This is a genomic window from Variovorax sp. LjRoot84 (genome assembly GCF_964254305.1).
Classification (GTDB): domain Bacteria; phylum Pseudomonadota; class Gammaproteobacteria; order Burkholderiales; family Burkholderiaceae_C; genus Variovorax.
Genome location: NZ_CAXUTE020000001.1, coordinates 1,638,567 through 1,656,236, shown reverse-complemented (window position 1 = coordinate 1,656,236; position 17,670 = coordinate 1,638,567). Strand labels below are relative to the sequence as shown.

The following is a 17,670-nucleotide window of genomic DNA, read 5'->3' as shown; positions in this document are numbered from 1 at the left end:
CGCGAATGGCACAGGGTACCAGGGCGTCATGCGCACGTCGCACAAGCGTCATGGCCGGTTCATGGCGATGACACGGCCGCTGCCTAGTCTTGGCCGCGCCGCTTGTGAACCCAATCCCCGACAACGCCAAAAAGGAACTCCCCATGCACACAGATGTTTACCTGGCGCGCCTCGCGTGCGCCCTGACCCTGGCCTGCGCGCTGGCCGCCTGCGGCGGCGGCAGCAGCGGCGGCGGCTTCAGCGGCACCGCCGCGGGCAGCACGGCCACCGGCAGCGAAAAGACCGAGACCCCGGTGCAGCCCGCGGCGAGCGACAACGCCGACGTGCGCTACGCGCCCTGAGCCCCCTACAACAACATCCAGAGGACCCCACATGAACTCGCGCCGCAAGTTCCTCCAGGGCACCGCCACCACCGGCATCGCCGCCGCCACCCTCGCCGCCTTTCCGCCCAGCATCCGCAAAGCACTCGCGATTCCCGCGCACAACGAGACCGGCACCATCAAGGACGTCAAGCACGTCGTGATCCTGATGCAGGAGAACCGCTCCTTCGACCAGTACTTCGGCACGCTGCGCGGCGTGCGCGGCTTCGGCGACCGCTTCACCATTCCGCTGCCGCAGGGCCGCAACGTCTGGCAGCAGAACAACGCCGCCGGCCAGCCGGTGCTGCCCTACCACCTCGACTTCACCAAGGGCAATGCACAGCGCGTGAGCGGCACGCCGCACAGCTGGGTCGACGGCCAGAACGCCTGGGACGGCGGCCGCATCGAGCAATGGGTGCGCTACAAGACGCCCGCATCGATGGGCTACTACAAGGAAGCCGAGTTGCCCTTCCAGTTCGCGCTGGCCAACGCCTTCACGCTGTGCGACGCCTACCACTGCTCGATGCACACCGGCACCAACTCGAACCGCATGTTCATGTGGACCGGCACCAACGGCCCCACTGCCGCGGGCGTGGCCTCGCTGAACAACGAGTGGGACTCCATCGACTCCTCCGCGCTCGGCTACGAATGGAAGACCTACCCCGAGCGGCTGCAGGAAGCCAAGGTGAGCTGGATGGTCTACCAGAACATGCCCGACAACTTCGGCGACAACCCGCTGGCGGGCTTCAAGCAGTACCGCAAGGCCAACGAGGCCTCGGGCAAGCCGGTGAGCAACGACGCCCTCTCGCCCGCCTACGACCCGGCCAGCGACAATGCCGGCAATCCGCTGTACAAGGGCATCGCCAACACCATGCCGGGCCCGCTCGGCGACGTGAACGCGTATTTCGAAACCTTCCGCCAGGACATCAAGAACGGCAAGCTGCCGCAGGTGTCTTTCGTCATCGCGCCGGCCACCTACTCCGAGCATCCCGGCCCGTCGAGCCCGGTGCAGGGCGCCTGGTACATCCAGGAGACGCTGGACGCGCTCACGGCCGTGCCCGATGTGTGGAGCAAGACCGTGCTGCTGGTCAACTTCGACGAGAACGACGGCTACTTCGACCATGTGCCCTCGCCCTCTGCGCCCTCGCTCAACCCGGACGGCACGCCGGCCGGCAAGACCACGCTGCGCGAATCCGACGTCGCCTTCGAGCGCTTCACGCACCCGAACCCGCCCGCCACCACCAGCCAGCCGCAGCCCGACGGCCGGGTCTACGGCCCGGGCGTGCGCGTGCCCCTGTACGTGATCTCGCCCTGGAGCCGCGGCGGCTGGGTCAACTCGCAGGTGTTCGACCACACCTCGATCATCCGTTTCCTCGAGCAGCGCTTCGGCGTCAAGGAACCCAACATCAGCCGCTACCGCCGCGCCGTGTGCGGCGACCTGACGAGCGCCTTCAACTTCAAGAATCCCAACAACGAGCCGCTGCCCACGCTCACGGGTCGCAAGACGCTGGCCCAGGCCGATGCGCTGCGCGCCGCGCAGCAGCAACTGCCCCAGATCGTGCCGCCGGCCAACCCGCTGCTGCCGGTGCAGGCCACCGGCACGCGGCCCTCGCGCGCGCTGCCCTACGAGCTGCACGCGAGCGCGCGCAGCAGCGCGCTGCACGGCAAGGTCAAGCTCGTCTTCGCGAACAGCGGCGAGGCCGCGGCCGTGTTCCACGTCTACGACAAGCTGAACCTCGACCGGCTGCCGCGCCGCTACATGGTGGAGCCCAACGAGCGCCTCGACGACGAGTGGGCCGCGGCGACCGACAACGCCGGCCTCTACGACCTGTGGGTGCTCGGGCCCAACGGCTTCCACCGCCACTTCAAGGGCGACCTGAACCGCCTGCGCTCGCGCGGCGCACCCGACCCCGAGATCCGCGTCGGCTACAACGTGCGCCGCGGCGACCTGCACCTGAAGCTGCGCAACGAGGGCGAGCGGGACTGCGTCTTCACGATCAAGGCCCTGGCCTATCGCAACGACGGCCCGTGGACCGTGCGCGTCAAGGGCGGCGACGACGTCGAGAAGCAGTGGGACCTCGAGGACAGCGGCTTCTGGTACGACTTCGAAGTGCGCTGCGACGCCGACCCGGCCTACTTGCGCCGCATCGCCGGCCGCGTCGAGACCGGCCGGCATTCGGTGAGCGATCCGGCGATGGGCAAGCCGAACGCCTGAGGACGAGCGACGCGCGCGGCGCCGTGCGTTGCATGGCGCCGCGCCTCGCGGGCCTTCAGCTCAGGCCCGCTTGAGGTCGGGGTAGCCCACGTGCTCCACGAGCTCCTGCGTATCCTTCCTCGGCTGGCCGGTGAGCAGGCTGACGATGACGATCACCGCAAAGCCGACCGGCACGCCGAACAGGCCGGCCGAGATCGGCAGGATGCCCCACCACAGCTCGATCGGGCTTGTCACGCCGAAGACGCTGCGCATCCAGGGCTGGGTCACGGCCATGTAGTAGCGACGGATCGACCTTGGACCAATAGGCGATCCAGGCCGGCAGCTCGCTGAACGGCGTTCCCACCAGCACGTTGAAGACCTCGAACTTCACCAGCACCGCGAGGGCGGGCGCCGTGAAGTACAGCAGGAAGATGAAGAACAGCGACCAGGCCGACGGACGAGCGCGAGAAGGCAGCTTCGACTGGTACTTGATTCCCCTGAGGGACGCTGACTACGCGGCCAAGGTGACCATCCCTGTGGAAAGAATCAACGGACTGTCTTCATGATTTCGGGCGCCGACGACCGGCTCTGGCCGTCAACGGAGCTGACGGAGTTCGCTGTTCAGCGCTTCAAGCAGAAGAACGTTCTTCACCGTGTCGAGCACCTCCGTTACGCGGACGCGGGACATAGCATTGCTTGGCCCAACGGACCCACAACCATGCTGAAGTCAAAACATCCGGTGTCTGGGGAGGAAATCGAAATGGGTGGCACGTCCGAAGGGACAGCGCGTGCACGCCAAGACTCCTGGCCGCGAATGCTCGCGTTCCTGCGAAGCGCGCTGCCGGATGGCTGAGTGTCCTCCGCGCGAGCACCGGTTAGTGGTCCTTTCGGTCCTAGCGCCGATTTGAGTTCGAGACTGAAAAGTTGATGCAAACGTGAACTTTTGCTCGACTTGCCGTGTAGGACTACACCTACTAATCTTCGGCCATGGTTTCTCCCGGGTGGGCATCAAGGACCAACCCCTTCAGGCCCGCCTCGTGCGGGCCTTCTTTTGCGGACTGCGTCCGACAGGCATCGGGCATCCGTCCCACAGTCCGGCCGCCATCCTGCGGTCACATTGCAGGCTCCGTTCAAAGAGGAGCCCCATGAACACGAAACCAGCTCTGGCCAGTCTTTGGCTGATCGCACTGCTCAGCGCCGGCGCCGCGCTCGCCCAGTCGGCGCCGCCCGGCTCCGATGCCCGCACGGCGAGCGAACGCGCGGCCTGCGATGGCGTGCAGCAGGACAAGGCGGCGTGCCTTCGCGAAGCCGGTGCCGCGCGACAGGAGGCCCGGCGCAACGGCCTCACCGGCTCGAGCGCCACCGGCTACGACGCCAATGCGATGGCCCGATGCAAGCTGCAGCCCGCTGCCGACCAGGCGGACTGCGAGGCGCGCGTGCGAGGCGGCGCGGGCAGTTCTTCCGGGGGCAGCGTCATGGGCGGCGGCGTGATTCGCGAGACGGTGACTCCGGTGCCGCCGGCGCCTTCGCGCTGATCGCCAGACTGGTCGTTCAGGAAGACTCTCCTTGAGGCAAGTACCGATGCCAAGACTATCTCTGGCTTTCATCGCACTGGTCTTCGCCAGTTCTGCGAGCGGCGCCAGCAACTGCGATGCCATCCTGTCCCAGATCGATACGAAGATCAGAGCCTCCGGCGTCTCTCGCTTCACGCTCACCACGGTAGACGCCGACGCAATCGTCACCGACAAGGTCGTGGGCACCTGCGATCTTGGAACGAAGAAGATCGTGTATGCGCAGGGCGATTTGCCGGCTTCGCCGCCCAATGACGGCTCGGCATCCAACGCGCGTCCATCGCCGCCGCGCCCTCGCAGTGAGCCCATCCTGACCGAATGCAAGGACGGTTCCGTATCGGTCGGCGGCGACTGCAAGCAGTAGGCTCAGCTTTCCTTCGTTTTGTGGACCGGCTGCAAGAGGTCCCAGAGATTGCCGTAGAGGTCCTGAAACACGGCCACCGTGCCGTAGCTCTCTTCCCTTGGCTCGCGAACGAAAGTCACACCCTTCGCTTTGTACGAACGGAAATCCCGCCAGAAATCGTCGGTGAACAAGAACAGGAAAACGCGGCCTCCCGTCTGGTTGCCAACTCGAGACGCCTGCTCGACATTCGCCGCCCGGGCAAGCAGGAGCCGCGATTCGACGGCTCCCGGCGGAGCCACCACAACCCAGCGCTTGTCCTGTTCCGGCACATACGAATCTTCGACCAGGGAGAAGCCGAGGGTCCCGACGTAGAAGTCGAGAGCCTCGTCGTAGTCGCGGACCACGATGGCAACTTGAGCTATCGACTGTTTCATTTGCGAATCTTGAAGCGTGGCAGAGATGTGGTCCGCATTCTGCGCGTGGCGGGAGTACGAAGCTTCGGGCCAGCGTTTCCTGCGGCGGTAGTCGCACTTGCCCTAGTCTTCGGCGCCGAAAGGCGGTTCACCATCCTCTTCTCGATCTCGTGCGAGCGAGGGCGGCTATGCGCTTCAACAAGCTTGACCTGAATCTGCTGGTGGCACTGGACGCGCTTCTCACCGAGTGCAGCATCAGCCGGGCGGCCGCGCGCGTGCATCTGAGCCAGTCCGCCATGAGTAACGCGCTGGCTCGGCTGCGGGCCTATTTCGACGACGAGTTGCTGGTGCAGGTGGGCCGCACGCTGGAGCTCACGCCCCGGGCCCAGACGATGAAGGAACCCGTGCGCGACGTGCTGATGCGCGTCGACACCGCGATCGCCGCGCAGCCGCAGTTCGATCCCTCACGCTCGGACCGCACCTTCCAGCTGCTGGTCTCCGACTACACCACGGTCACCCTGATGCCGCACCTGCTTGCGCTGGCACGCCGGCAGTCGGGCACGGTGCGCTTCCTGCTCTCGCCGCTGCCGCAACTGGACCAGCCGCAGCGCGCGCTGGGGCGCGGCGAAGCGGACCTGCTGGTGATCCCGCGCAACTATTGCTCGCCCGACCATCCGATCGAAACGCTGTTCGAGGAAGAGTACGTGTGCATGGTGTGGAACGACAGCCGCTTCGCGCGCGCCGGCACCCTCAGCTACGAGGAGTACGTGGCCGCAGACCACGTCGAGGTGCAGCCCGCCAGCATCGGCCAGCCCACGCTCGAGAGCTGGTTCATGAAGCGTCGCGGCATCGAGCGGCGCATCGAGGTCTGCACCTTCAGCTTCGTCGCGGCGCCCTTCCTGGTTCTGGGCACCGACCGGGTCGCCACGGTGCAGCGTCGCTTGGCGCGCATGGCGCAGCAATTCCTGCCGCTGACAGTGCTGCCGGCGCCCTTGCCGCTGCCTCGGATGGAGCAGTCCATGCAATGGCACAAGTACCGCACCCACGACCCGGCGCTGGTCTGGCTTCGCGGCCTTCTGCATGAGGCCGTCGTGCAGATGGAGGCGCAGCAGCAGGCGGCGGCGCCTGCTGGCGAGGTGCCTGAGTAGCCGCCCGGCCGAACCGGAGCCTGCAATCACTTCGGGGAACGGTGAACCAATCCACGAATCGCCCGCCGAGTGCGGCCCATCGTTGCGATTTGGCCATGTGCATGGCCGGCGCTCGCCCCTAGGATGACAGCGAGTCGTCCGAAAGGAGTTCGCCATGGATACAACGCACGCCAAGCTGCAACCCCGAGACCCGGTGGCAGCCCGGTTGGGGGTCTACATGACCCGGGTCGGCATCGTGATGGTCGCGGTCGTCATCGCGGTCTCGTTTCTGCGCGGGTAGCGCCTTCACGGGATTTCTGGTTCGACAGCGGCTCGGTACGCTGCCTCCAGCCTCATCGAGGCGACAAGGAGCAGCAGCATGACTTCGAACACGACGCGGCGGTCGCTCACGACCTTCTCCCGCGGCCTTGCCCTTTGCTTCGCCCTCTCCGGTCCGGCCCTCGCCAGCACGGTCGGCGGCTGGTGGGGCGGCGCCTGGAACTGCAGCATCGACGGCCGGCCGGCACGCATGACCTGGGTCCCGGTCAACGACACCCAAACCAGTTGCGACGGCGACACCTGCAGCAGCAGCGCCGGCGCGCGCTGGAAGGGAAAGTTCTCGGACAACAACTCGCGCTGGGTGGCGCTGACGCATCCCAACGAAGGCGACCGCGGCGGCCTGTACTTCCGCCATGCCGACGGCAACCGCTGGTACCTGGCCAGGCCCTCGGGCAACCGGACCGCGGGCTGGACGACCTGGAACGGCCAGCGCTACCCGCTCTCGTGCTGGCGCTGATCGGGCGCCGCCGCGAAGACCGGCCGGCCTACAGGTAGTTGAACAGCGCGATGCTGTGCAGCCGCGCGAAGGTCTCCTGCGAGGCCTTCAGCGCGGTTTCGCGCTGCAGGTATTCGGAGATCGCGCTCGCCATGTCCAGGTCTTCCAGCTCCGACAGGTAACTCTTGTCGATCAGGCTGCGCGAGGAACCCGACGCGTTGAGCGCATCGAGTTCGTTCATGCGCGAGCCGACCGAGGAGCGGATGGTCAGCACGTTGTCGTGCGCGTTCGTGATCTTGACGTTGGCCGTGGAGAGCGCATTCAGCAGTTCGGCCTGCGCGGCCGCACCACCACCGGCGAGCGGCTTCTTCAGCGATGCCACGAGGTCGCCGATGGCGGCGAACACGTCGGTGCCGGCGTTCTTGGCGGTAAAGACCTGGAAGCTGTCGCCGTCGGCCGGCGTGCCGCTCATGCTGATCTGCACGCCGCCGAAGGAAATCGGCGTGTCCGCCACGAAGGGGCCGGTGGCCGCGACCACCGGCGGCGTGTCGTTGGTGGTCACCGTGTAGTTGCCGCCCGCGAAGCTGATCGTGAAGTCGCGGCCGTAGTTGGGCGCCGTGGCATCGGTCACGCCGACCGCGCCGAACACGCCCGAGCCGGTGTTGGCGACATTCGCCGTGGTCACGTAGCCCGCGCCGCCCTGCACCGACTGGAACACGCTGCGTCCGTCGTCGGTGGCCGACATCTGGCGCGACACGTCGATCTGCATCAGGCGCTGGCCCTGGTCGCCCATGTACTGCACGCCGCCCCCGGCCTGCGCCACGAAGGGCGGGTTGGCGCTCTTGAAGCCGGCGAACAGGAACTGGCCGTTGCCGTCGTCGGCGTTGGCCACGTTCACCAGCTGGTCGAGGTTGCTCTGGATGGTGGTGGCGAGCGATTCGCGGTCGGCGTCCGACAGCGTGCCGTTGCCGGCCTGCACCGTGAGCGTCTTGATGTTCTGCAGGATGGTGGTGGCCGATTGCAGCGCGGCCTCTTCGTGCGAGAGCGAGAGCACCGCGCGGCTGCGGCTGGCGGCGTACTGCGAGCTCTCCGCGATCGACTGGGAGACGACCAGCGAACGCGCCGCGCCCACCGGATCGTCCGCCGGCGTCAGAAACTTGGATTCCGAAGACAGTTGCTGCTGGATCCGGAACAGCTGCTGCTGCTGCGAGCCAATCCCTTTCAGGCTCTGTGCGTAGAAGGTCTGGGTGCTGATGCGCATGACGATTCCCGATGTTCTTAGTTGCTGATGCCGAGGATCGAGTCGAACATCGTCGACGCGGTCTCGATCACCTTGGCGTTGGCCTGGTACATCTGCTGGAACATCAGCAGGTTGGCGGTTTCCTCGTCCTGGTTCACACCGGAAATCGAATCCCGGATGGCGCGGATCTGGTCCGTCACGCTGGTCTGCGTGGTCTCGGCCACGCGAATCTCCATCGTGCGGTTGCCCACCGAGCTCACCAGCTGCGCGTAGGCACTGTTGAAGGTCGAGCTGCCGCCGCCCATGGTGTTCTTCTTCTGCAGCGCCGTCAGCAGCAGCGCATTGCTGCCGTCCGACACGCCGCCCACGTTCTTCTTGATCGTGAAGGTATCGCCCTGGGCCGGCGCACCGGTCATGCTGAGCTTGATGCCGTCGAAGCTGATCGAGGCACCTGCCGTGTAGGGCACGGGCGTGCCGGCCGCGTAGCTGGTCGAGGTGCCGTCGGCGAGCGTCACGGTGACGGCCGAGGTCACCGGAAAGCCCGACAGCGTGTTGGTCCCGGCGTCGTAGGCGAGCGTGACCGTTGCCGCCAACGGCGTGGCCAGGTAGCCGGCATCGACGGTGGCGGCGCTCAGCGCGCCGCTGCCCTGGTTGCCGCTGGTGTTGCCGGTGACCAGCGGCGAGGCCGCGGCCACCTTGGCCGGGTCGAGCACCAGCACTTCGAGATCGCGCGCGCCGGTGCGCGTCGGCTGGACCAGGAAGGTGTCGCCCGCCTGGGCCGTGCCGCTGGCAGCGGTCAAGCTCACGCCGTCGAAGTCGACCGGGAAGGTGGTGAAGTCGCCGATGGCCTGCTTGTCCGAAAGGCGCGTCACCGAATAGGTGAGCGTGCCTGCCACGTCCTTCACTTCCACCGAATAGTCGCTGGTCGTGAGCTGCGAGGTGTCGGTCACGCTGGCGCCGAGCACCATGGTGCCCGTGTTGCGCGCATTCGAGAACACGCCGGCCTGGGCCTCGGAGAAGAAGTCGGTGCCCAGCGCGCCGTTCAGGTCGACGCCCAGCTTGTGCTGGTCGTTGAAGCTGCTGCCGAGCGCCATGGCGAGGCGGCCGATCGCGTTCTGCGTGGTGCTCAGCGTCTCGGCGCGGAAGGCCATCAGCCCGCCCAGCGTGCCGCCGGTGAAGATGTTGTCCTTGAGCTCGGACGCGGTGCCGTTCAGCCCGACCAGCGCCATCGCCTTGCGCGTGGGATCGGCCGCCGAGTCGACGGCCTTCATCGTTGCGGCCCGGTCGCCCAGCACCAGCGTCTGGCCGTTGCCGATGAAGACGTTGTACTTACCGCCGTCCTGCTCCAGCACCTTGACGTCCACGATCTTGCCGAGCTCGGCCACCAGATGGTCACGCTGGTCCATCAGGTCGTTCGGCGGCTGGCCGCCGGCCATCGCCTGGAGCTGGCCGATCTGCTGGTTGAGGCTCGCGATCTGCGTCGCGTAGGTGTTGATCTGCTCGGCGCTGCCCACGATCTGGTCGTTGACCGAGGTGTTGAGGTCGGTGAGGTACTGGTCGGTGGCGCGGAACTTGTTGGCCAGGGCCTGCGCCGCGCTGATGAGCTGCTGGCGCGCGGCCGGGTCGGCCGGCGTGTTGGCCACGCCCTGCATGCCGGCGAAGAAGCTCTGCATCAGGGGCGTGAGGCCCGAGGTCTTGTCGGCGAGCAGCGAGTCGATGCGGCTGATCTGCGAGTTGTAGCTCGCGAGCGCCGCGCCCGTGGCCTCGGCGCCGTTGAGCTGGGCGGTGAGGTAGCGGTCGTAGCTGCGCGCCACGGTCGTGACGCGGGCGCCGGTGCCCATGAAGCCGGCGCCGGTCGAGATCGCGCCGTTGGTGGCGACGATCGAGGTCTGGCGGCTGTAGCCGGCGGTGTACACGTTGGCCGTGTTGTGCGCCGTGGTCATGAGCGCGCTGCGCGCCACGGCCAGGCCGCTCAGGCCTGTATGGAACATCGACATTTGGCTTTACCTGTAAGTACGTTTGCTTGCTTGTTTATCGGCAGCGCGGGCGAAACATTCAGTCCGCGAGCCTGAACACGCTGACTGCTTCCACGAGGTTGCCGGCCTGCTCCTGCATCGATTGCGCCGCAGCAGCCGCCTCTTCCACCAGCGCCGCGTTCTGCTGCGTCACCTGGTCCATCTGCGTGATCGCCTGGTTGATCTGGTCGATGCCCTGCGTCTGCTCGTGGCTCGCTGCCGTGATCTCGCCCATGATGTCGGTCACCCGCTTCACGCTGCCCACGATCTCTTCCATGGTCCTGCCGGCTTCGCCGACCAGTTGGCTGCCGGCATCGACCTTGCCGACCGAATCGTCGATCAGGCCCTTGATTTCCTTGGCGGCGGCGGCCGAGCGCTGCGCCAGGTTGCGCACTTCGGAGGCGACGACCGCGAAGCCGCGGCCCTGCTCGCCGGCACGCGCGGCTTCGACCGCTGCGTTCAAGGCCAGGATGTTGGTCTGGAAGGCAATGCCGTCGATCACGCCGATGATGTCGACGATCTTCTTGGAGGACGCATTGATCGAGGCCATGGTGTGGACCACCTGGCTGACCACGTCGCCGCCCTTGACCGCCACTTCGGAGGCCGAGAGCGCCAGCTGATTGGCCTGGCGCGCGTTGTCGGCGTTCTGCTTCACCGTGCTGGTGAGTTCTTCCATCGACGCCGCGGTCTGCTCCAGCGAGCTCGCTTGCTCCTCGGTGCGCGACGAAAGATCCTGGTTGCCCGAAGCGATCTGGCCCGAGGCCGTCGCGATGGCGTCGGTCGACAGCTTGATCCTGCCGACCACATGGGTCAGCTGGTCCTGCATCTGCTTGATCGAATGCAGCACGCTGCCGTCGTCGGCCGAGCGCGCCTCGACGCCCACCGTCAGGTCGCCGCCGGCGATGCGGCCGACCACATCCGCCGCGTAGCCGGGTTCGCCGCCCAGCTGGCGCGCCAGCAGGCGGGCCACCACCACGCCCAGCCCCACGCTCGCGAGGATGCCGATCAGGGCCATCGCCAGCATCAGCAAGCGCGAGGTCTTGTAGGTCTGGCCGGCATGGTCCATGCTCGCCTTGGCCTGCATGTCGCTGTGCGCCACCATCGTCTCGAGCACTTCCTCGAGCGCGCGCGAATCCTTCAGCAGCTGCGCGCTGTCCTCGGCCACGCGGCCGTCGAACTGAGAGCTGTCCAGCGATTGCGCGCTGAGCAGCGTGACGAAATCGCCCATGCGCTTCTTCAGCGTCGGCAGCAGGGCCTCGTACTGCTCGTTGAGCCTGCGGCCCTCATCGCTTTCGAGCAACACGGGCTTGACCTCGGTCATCCGCGCTTCGAGTCCGGCGCCGGCCTTCTTGAGTTCCGCGATGCCGGCATTGCGCTCGCCCTTGGTGGAGGCCGACAGCAGGCCCATCTGGGCCCGGCTCGCATAGAGCAGGTGGATATTGGCGGCCTGCACCGCCTTCAGCGTCTGCAGCTCGTGGTTGTAGAGCCTCTCGGTCGAGGCGCTGATGCGCCCCATTTGAAAGATGCCGAGCGCACTGACGACGGCGCCGATGGCGGCGACGATCAGAAAGCTGAGGATCAGCTTGACGGTGACACGAAGCTCCTGGAACCACTGCATTTTTTCTTCCTGCGAAGGCCGTCGATAGAGGCCCGGTTATGAGAGATATCGGCAGTCCGGCCCGAAACTTGAGGGCCGGGACTTCTTCTTCAGAACTCCGTCCACTCGCCCGAGGCCGTGTGGCCCACTGCAAGCTGCGGCGCGCGCCGGTGCGCCACCGCCTTGCGCGGAGCGGCCGCCGGCTTGGCCGGCGCCTTCAGCGCCGGCGCCACGCGCCTCGGCGGCAATGTGGGCTGGCTGCGGGCCTGGACCTGCGCGAGCACCACGGCCGCTTCTTCCTGGCTCAGCTTGAAGATGCTGACGGTCTGCGAGAGGCTGCCGGCCTGTTCCTGCAGCGATTGCGCCGCCGCCGAAGCCTCTTCCACCAGCGCCGCGTTCTGCTGCGTCACCTGGTCCATCTGCGTGATCGCCTGGTTGATCTGCTCGATGCCCTGGGTCTGCTCGTGGCTCGCCGCCGTGATCTCGCCCATGATGTCGGTCACCCGCTTCACGCTGTCGACGATCTCGTCCATCGTGCGGCCGGCTTCGGCCACCTGCTTGCTGCCCTCCTCGACCTTCTCCACCGAGTCGCCGATCAGGGTCTTGATTTCCTTGGCCGCTGCGGCCGAGCGTTGCGCGAGGTTGCGCACTTCGGAGGCCACGACCGCGAAGCCGCGACCCTGTTCACCGGCACGCGCCGCTTCCACCGCGGCATTGAGCGCCAGGATGTTGGTCTGGAAGGCAATGCCGTCGATCACACCGATGATGTCGACGATCTTGCGGGACGAGGCATTGATGGAACCCATGGTGTCGACCACTTGCGACACCACGCTGCCACCCTTGACCGCCACTTCGGAGGCCGAGACGGCCAGTTGATTCGCCTGCCGCGCGTTGTCCGCGTTCTGCTTGACGGTGGAGGTCAGTTCCTCCATCGACGCGGCCGTCTGTTGCAGCGAACTCGCCTGCTCTTCGGTACGAGAGGACAAGTCATGGTTGCCCGCCGCGATCTGGCCCGAGGCCGTGGCCATGGTGTCGGTGCCGGCACGCACTTCGCCCACCACCTTGGCCAGGCTCTCGTTCATGTTCTTCAGCGCATGCATCAGCTGGCCCGTCTCGTCGCGCGAGTCGACTTCGATGCGCGATGTGAGGTCGCCGCTGGCCACGGTCTCCGCCACCTGGACGGCACGGTCGATGGGCCGGGTGATGCTGCGGGCGATCAGGAAGGCGCAGACCCCTCCCAGCAACAGCGTGAGCGCAGTGAGCGCGATGCGGAGATTGAAGCTCTGCGCGTTCGCCTCGTCGATCGCGCGGCTCATGTCGTCGATCGCCTTGCGCTCCAGCGCCAGTAGTTCGAGCACGCGGCTTTCATAAGCCTTGGCGGCCGGCTGGAAGGTGTCCTTGAAGACGGTCTCCGTCTCCGCCGCGTTGCCGCCCGCCTTCGCCTTCTGCACCGCCTCCTTGGCCGCCTGGTACTTGGCTCGCAATTCGACAATGGACTTGAAGGTCGACTTCTCGAGATCGGTCATCAGCAGGGCCTCGACCTTGGCCATGGTCTCCCCGCCCTTCTTGACGCTGTCGGAGATGACATCGGCAAAGGTGACGGGAAGCGTTTCGTCGGTGGTCCTGGCGATCATCGCCGTGCGCGCGATGGCCGAGTAGGTCAGCACGTACCAATCCGAGATGAGCCGTTCCTTCGCGAGCGGACTCTGCATCATCTGGCGGGTGGCCTCGGCGTTGCTGCTGGCGCTCATAAGGGCAAAGACGGCCGAGGCCAGGGTCAGGGCCAGGACCATGCCGAAGCCGATGGCCAGGCGCGTTCCGATGCGTACGTTGGAGAGGAAGTTCATGGTTCAGGCCACCATCTTTTCAATGAGGCCCATCTCTTCGCTCGACATCAGCCGGTCGATGTCCACCAGGATCAGCATCCGCTCCTCCAGCGTCCCCAGCCCGATCAGGTAGTCCGTGTCCAGCACCGAACCCATCTCCGGCGCAGGCTTGATCTGCTCTGGCGACAGCGTGGTCACGTCCGACACGCTGTCCACCACCATCCCCACCACCCGGCCTGCGATGTTCAGCACGATCACCACCGTGAACTGGTCGTAGCTCGGCGTGCCCAGCTTGAACTTGATGCGCATGTCGATGATCGGAACGATGATCCCGCGCAGGTTCACCACCCCCTTGATGTACTCCGGCGCGTTCGCAATGCGCGTCACCGCGTCGTAGCCGCGCAGCTCCTGCACCTTCTGGATGTCGATGCCGTACTCCTCCTCGCCCAGCGTGAAGGAAAGGAATTCCAGCGGCTTCGCGGCCTGCTTCGATGTGTCTGTTGCGTTCATCTGCGTCTCTTCATGAGGTTTGAAACTTGGGGAGAGCGGGCCGGGTGCCGGCATCCAGCCTGAACACGCTCACCGCTTCCACGAGGTTGCCGGCTTGCTCCTGAAGCGACTGCGCCGCGGCCGCAGCCTCTTCCACCAGCGCCGCGTTCTGCTGCGTCACCTGGTCCATCTGCGTGATCGCCTGGTTGATCTGCTCGATACCCTGCGTCTGCTCGTGGCTCGCCGCCGTGATCTCGCCGATGATGTCCGTCACCCGCTTCACGCTGCCCACGATCTCTTCCATGGTCCTGCCGGCTTCGCCGACCAGTTGGCTGCCGGCATCGACCTTGCCGACCGAATCGTCGATCAGGCCCTTGATTTCCTTGGCCGCGGCGGCCGAGCGCTGCGCGAGGTTGCGCACTTCGGAGGCGACGACCGCGAAGCCGCGGCCCTGCTCGCCGGCACGCGCGGCTTCGACCGCTGCGTTCAACGCGAGGATGTTGGTCTGGAAGGCAATGCCGTCGATGACGCCGATGATGTCGACGATCTTCTTGGAGGACGCATTGATCGAGGCCATGGTGTCGACCACCTGGTTGACCACGTCGCCGCCCTTGACCGCCACCTCGGAGGCCGAGAGCGCCAGTTGATTGGCCTGGCGCGCGTTGTCCGCGTTCTGCTTGACGGTGGAAGTCAGTTCCTCCATCGACGCGGCCGTCTGTTGCAGAGAACTCGCCTGCTCTTCGGTGCGAGAGGACAAGTCATGGTTGCCCGCCGCGATCTGGCCCGAGGCCGTGGCCATAGTGTCGGTACCGGCACGCACTTCGCCCACCACGCGGGCCAGGCTGTCGCGCATGCCCTTGATCGAGTGAAGCAGGCTCGCGCTGTCGTCCTTCCTGAGATCGATCGGCACCGTCAGATCGCCCTGCGCGATGCGCAGCGTGATGCCGGCCGTCTGCGCCGGCTCGCCGCCCAGCTGCTTCAGCAGCCCACGCGAGATCACCCAGCCGATCGCCAGCAGGATGGCCGCTAGGACCAATGCGCAGATCGAGAAGCCGATCAGCCGGTTCATGATGGTCGTGTGGACCGTGTCCACGTACACGCCCGAACCGATGATCCAGCCCCAGGGCTTGAAGCCCTTGACGTAGGACACCTTGGGCACCGGCTTGTCGCTGCCCGGCTTGGCCCACTGGTAGGCAACGAATCCGGCTTCATGGGCCTTGACGGTGTTCACGAACTCGACGAAGAGCTGCTTGCCAGTCGGATCCTTGTTGGCCGACAGGTCCTTGTTGTCCAGCGCCGGGTTGATCGGATGCATGAGCATGCGCGGCTGCATGTCGTTGATCCAGAAATACTCGCTGCCGCTGTAGCGCAGGCTGCGGATCGCCTGCATGGCCTGCTGCTTCGCCTGCTCTTCGCTCAGCGTGCCGTTGGCCGCCAGCGCGTGGTAGTGCACCAGCAGGCCGTGCGCGCTTTCCACCACCTGGCGCACGCTGCTCTGCCGCTCGTCCATGATGAGCTTGCGCTCGGAAGCCAGGAACAAGGCCGTCAGCACGACCACGCCCGCAATGGCGCTGAAGGTGAGCAGGCCAAGCTTCTTGGCGATGCTCAGGGAGCGGAGGTTCAGGAAGTCGGGCATGGGCGTGTCTCCAAGGTCTGTGCTTGCGCGGTACTGCCTATGGCTTATCGGCAGCTTCCCGCCAGTCTTGAAGGCGCGGCACGAAATCGGATGAATGCAGCCTGCGAGCATCGGTGTCGAGCCTAAACACGCTGACCGCTTCCACTAGGTTGCCGGCCTGCTCCTGCATCGACTGCGCCGCAGCCGCAGCCTCTTCCACCAGCGCCGCGTTCTGCTGCGTCACCTGGTCCATCTGCGTGATCGCCTGGTTGATCTGCTCGATGCCCTGCGTCTGCTCGTGGCTCGCTGCCGTGATCTCGCCCATGATGTCGGTCACCCGCTTCACGCTGCCCACGATCTCTTCCATGGTCTTGCCGGCTTCGCCCACCAGTTGGCTACCGGCATCGACCTTGCCGACCGAGTCGTCGATCAGGCCCTTGATTTCCTTGGCCGCGGCGGCAGAGCGTTGCGCCAGATTGCGCACTTCGGCAGCCACGACTGCGAAGCCCCTGCCCTGCTCGCCGGCACGCGCGGCTTCGACCGCTGCGTTCAACGCGAGGATGTTGGTCTGGAAGGCGATGCCGTCGATCACGCCGATGATGTCGACGATCTTCTTGGAGGAGGCATTGATCGAGGCCATGGTGTTCACCACTTGAGACACCACGTCGCCGCCCTTGACCGCCACTTCGGAGGCCGAGAGCGCCAGCTGATTGGCTTGCCGTGCGTTGTCGGCGTTCTGCTTGACGGTGGAGGTCAGTTCCTCCATCGAGGCCGCGGTCTGCTCCAGCGAGCTCGCTTGCTCCTCGGTGCGCGACGAGAGATTCTGGTTGCCGGCGGAGATCTGCCCCGAGGCCGTCGCGATCGCATCGGTGCCCTCGCGCACGCCGCTCACCACGCGCGCCAGGCCGTCCCGCATGGATTCGACGGACCGGGTGATGACGCCCATCTCGTCGCGGCGATTCGATGCCAGCTGCCGCGACAGGTCGCCGCCGCCGATGGCCTGCACATGCTCGCTCAGCAGGCTCAGCGGCCGCACGGTGCGGCGAATGAAGACGACCAGGGCGATGCCCAGCAGCACGGCGGCCAGGGCAATGGCACCGGCGAGCCAGGCCATCTGGCGGTACAGCTCGGCCATCACCTCCGAGGCGGGAACCTCGGCCACCGCCAGCCAGCCGTTCGCTTCGCTCTTCGCCACGGAGGCATAACGCCGTCCTTCCGGCACCTGCCCAAGCACCGCCGGTGCGTTGTCGATCCATGTGCCGTCGCCGCTGCCCAGGCGCGCGAGCCAGTCCGCCGCGTCGGCGCCCGGCGGAAGAACTTCGGCCAGCTTCTTGCCGGCAGCCGTCGGGTGGAACACCAGCGTCGCCGCCGCGGCACCGCCGCTCGGATTGACGACGTAGAGCCCGCCGCTTTCGAAGATGCGGGTCTTGTTCACCGCTTCGCCGAAGGACGCCTGCTGCCGCGAAATGTCCAGGCCGATGTAGAGCACGGCGACGACCTGGCCGGCGGCATCACGCACCGGTTCATAGACGGTCATGTAGGGACGTCCGAACAGCGTGACGCGCCCGACGAACTTCTTGCCGGCGCGCAGCACCGGATAGGCGCCGCTCTTGCGGTCGAGCAGGGTCCCGATGGCCCGCTCGCCGTTCTCCTTCTTGACCGAGGTGGTGATCCGCCGGAAGTCCTCGCCCTGCACCACGAACACCGTGGCGTTGGCGCCGGGAAAGTCGCGCGCAAAGGCATCCACTTCGGCGGTGGCGCTGCCATCGAGCGCAACGCCGTGGTTCGTCAACCTGCCCTGCGCGGCGTCCTCGAGGACGAAGGTGGCCGCGAACAGGCGCCGGAACACGCCGTAGGCGTTCTCCGCGTTCAGCTGCATGGTCTGGTCGAAGATGTCCAGCGACCGGGCAATGGCCTCGGCCTTGGCATTCGCGTACTGCGCGGCGCTGCGCTGCTGCTGCGCAGAGGCCAGCGCATAGAAAACCGCCAGGATGAGCACCGTGAGTGCCAGCATGGCCACGCCGGCCCGGATGGTCAGTGTGCGCGCCAGCGAAACGAAGGAAGGCGCTCGCCTCGACTGATTCGTTGCTTTCATGTGGGGGCCCT

At 66.4% G+C, this 17,670-nt stretch carries 15 protein-coding genes and 2 pseudogenes; 8 read left to right on the top strand and 9 right to left on the bottom strand.

Annotated elements, in window-relative coordinates:
* Positions 1-143 precede the first annotated feature (143 nt).
* The gene (locus tag ACSQ9I_RS08380) at positions 144-341 is read left to right on the top strand and encodes a hypothetical protein (RefSeq protein WP_436303285.1); all 198 of its coding nucleotides are present in this window, start codon (positions 144-146) and stop codon (positions 339-341) included.
* Between the two features lie 31 nt (positions 342-372).
* Positions 373-2,574, top strand: a complete 2,202-nt coding sequence (locus ACSQ9I_RS08375) for a phosphocholine-specific phospholipase C (protein ID WP_436312824.1) — start codon at positions 373-375, stop codon at positions 2,572-2,574.
* Positions 2,575-2,634: 60 nt separating this feature from the next.
* On the opposite strand, the pseudogene ACSQ9I_RS08370 reads toward ACSQ9I_RS08375, so the two are convergent.
* Positions 2,635-3,001 (bottom strand): annotated as a pseudogene (locus ACSQ9I_RS08370) (hypothetical protein); the annotation flags it as partial.
* Between the two features lie 96 nt (positions 3,002-3,097).
* On the opposite strand from ACSQ9I_RS08370, the pseudogene ACSQ9I_RS08365 reads away from it, so the two are divergent.
* From ACSQ9I_RS08365 to ACSQ9I_RS08355, 3 genes and pseudogenes are all read left to right on the top strand, one after another.
* Positions 3,098-3,406: pseudogene (locus ACSQ9I_RS08365) on the top strand (acyl-CoA thioester hydrolase/BAAT C-terminal domain-containing protein); the annotation flags it as partial.
* Between the two features lie 292 nt (positions 3,407-3,698).
* On the top strand, positions 3,699-4,088 hold the full coding sequence (locus ACSQ9I_RS08360) for a hypothetical protein (protein ID WP_436312823.1): 390 nt from the start codon (positions 3,699-3,701) through the stop codon (positions 4,086-4,088).
* A gap of 46 nt (positions 4,089-4,134) precedes the next feature.
* Positions 4,135-4,488 (top strand): DUF1161 domain-containing protein, encoded by a 354-nt coding sequence (locus ACSQ9I_RS08355; protein WP_436312822.1) that lies wholly within the window; start codon positions 4,135-4,137, stop codon positions 4,486-4,488.
* Between the two features lie 2 nt (positions 4,489-4,490).
* Here ACSQ9I_RS08355 and ACSQ9I_RS08350 read toward each other — a convergent pair whose 3' ends face one another.
* Positions 4,491-4,901, bottom strand: coding sequence for a VOC family protein (locus ACSQ9I_RS08350; RefSeq protein ID WP_436312821.1), 411 nt, complete (start codon positions 4,899-4,901; stop codon positions 4,491-4,493).
* A gap of 167 nt (positions 4,902-5,068) precedes the next feature.
* Between ACSQ9I_RS08350 and ACSQ9I_RS08345 the strand changes: the two genes are divergently transcribed.
* From ACSQ9I_RS08345 to ACSQ9I_RS08335, 3 genes are all read left to right on the top strand, one after another.
* Positions 5,069-6,028: a LysR family transcriptional regulator gene (locus ACSQ9I_RS08345; protein WP_436312820.1), complete on the top strand. Its 960-nt coding sequence runs from the start codon at positions 5,069-5,071 to the stop codon at positions 6,026-6,028.
* 154 nt (positions 6,029-6,182) lie between these two features.
* Positions 6,183-6,308 carry a hypothetical protein gene (locus ACSQ9I_RS08340; RefSeq protein WP_436295798.1) on the top strand — a complete coding sequence of 42 codons (126 nt, stop codon included), beginning with the start codon at positions 6,183-6,185 and terminating at the stop codon, positions 6,306-6,308.
* A 78-nt stretch (positions 6,309-6,386) separates the two neighbouring features.
* A complete protein-coding gene (locus ACSQ9I_RS08335) occupies positions 6,387-6,803 on the top strand; it encodes a DUF6006 family protein (protein WP_436295797.1) in 417 nt (138 codons plus the stop codon).
* Positions 6,804-6,831: 28 nt separating this feature from the next.
* On the opposite strand, the gene flgL is transcribed toward ACSQ9I_RS08335, so the two are convergent.
* From flgL to ACSQ9I_RS08300, 7 genes are all read right to left on the bottom strand, one after another.
* On the bottom strand, positions 6,832-8,043 hold the full coding sequence (gene flgL / locus ACSQ9I_RS08330; RefSeq protein WP_436312819.1) for a flagellar hook-associated protein FlgL: 1,212 nt from the start codon (positions 8,041-8,043) through the stop codon (positions 6,832-6,834).
* Between the two features lie 17 nt (positions 8,044-8,060).
* Complete coding sequence (gene flgK, locus ACSQ9I_RS08325; protein WP_436312818.1) at positions 8,061-10,019, bottom strand: flagellar hook-associated protein FlgK; 1,959 nt, start codon at positions 10,017-10,019, stop codon at positions 8,061-8,063.
* A gap of 58 nt (positions 10,020-10,077) precedes the next feature.
* On the bottom strand, positions 10,078-11,655 hold the full coding sequence (locus ACSQ9I_RS08320) for a methyl-accepting chemotaxis protein (protein ID WP_436312817.1): 1,578 nt from the start codon (positions 11,653-11,655) through the stop codon (positions 10,078-10,080).
* Positions 11,656-11,744: 89 nt separating this feature from the next.
* On the bottom strand, positions 11,745-13,481 hold the full coding sequence (locus ACSQ9I_RS08315; RefSeq protein ID WP_436312816.1) for a methyl-accepting chemotaxis protein: 1,737 nt from the start codon (positions 13,479-13,481) through the stop codon (positions 11,745-11,747).
* Between the two features lie 3 nt (positions 13,482-13,484).
* Positions 13,485-13,970, bottom strand: a complete 486-nt coding sequence (locus tag ACSQ9I_RS08310; RefSeq protein ID WP_436312815.1) for a chemotaxis protein CheW — start codon at positions 13,968-13,970, stop codon at positions 13,485-13,487.
* Between the two features lie 10 nt (positions 13,971-13,980).
* On the bottom strand, positions 13,981-15,585 hold the full coding sequence (locus tag ACSQ9I_RS08305; protein ID WP_436312814.1) for a methyl-accepting chemotaxis protein: 1,605 nt from the start codon (positions 15,583-15,585) through the stop codon (positions 13,981-13,983).
* A 37-nt stretch (positions 15,586-15,622) separates the two neighbouring features.
* The gene (locus tag ACSQ9I_RS08300) at positions 15,623-17,659 is read right to left on the bottom strand and encodes a methyl-accepting chemotaxis protein (protein WP_436312813.1); all 2,037 of its coding nucleotides are present in this window, start codon (positions 17,657-17,659) and stop codon (positions 15,623-15,625) included.
* Positions 17,660-17,670: the final 11 nt, after the last annotated feature.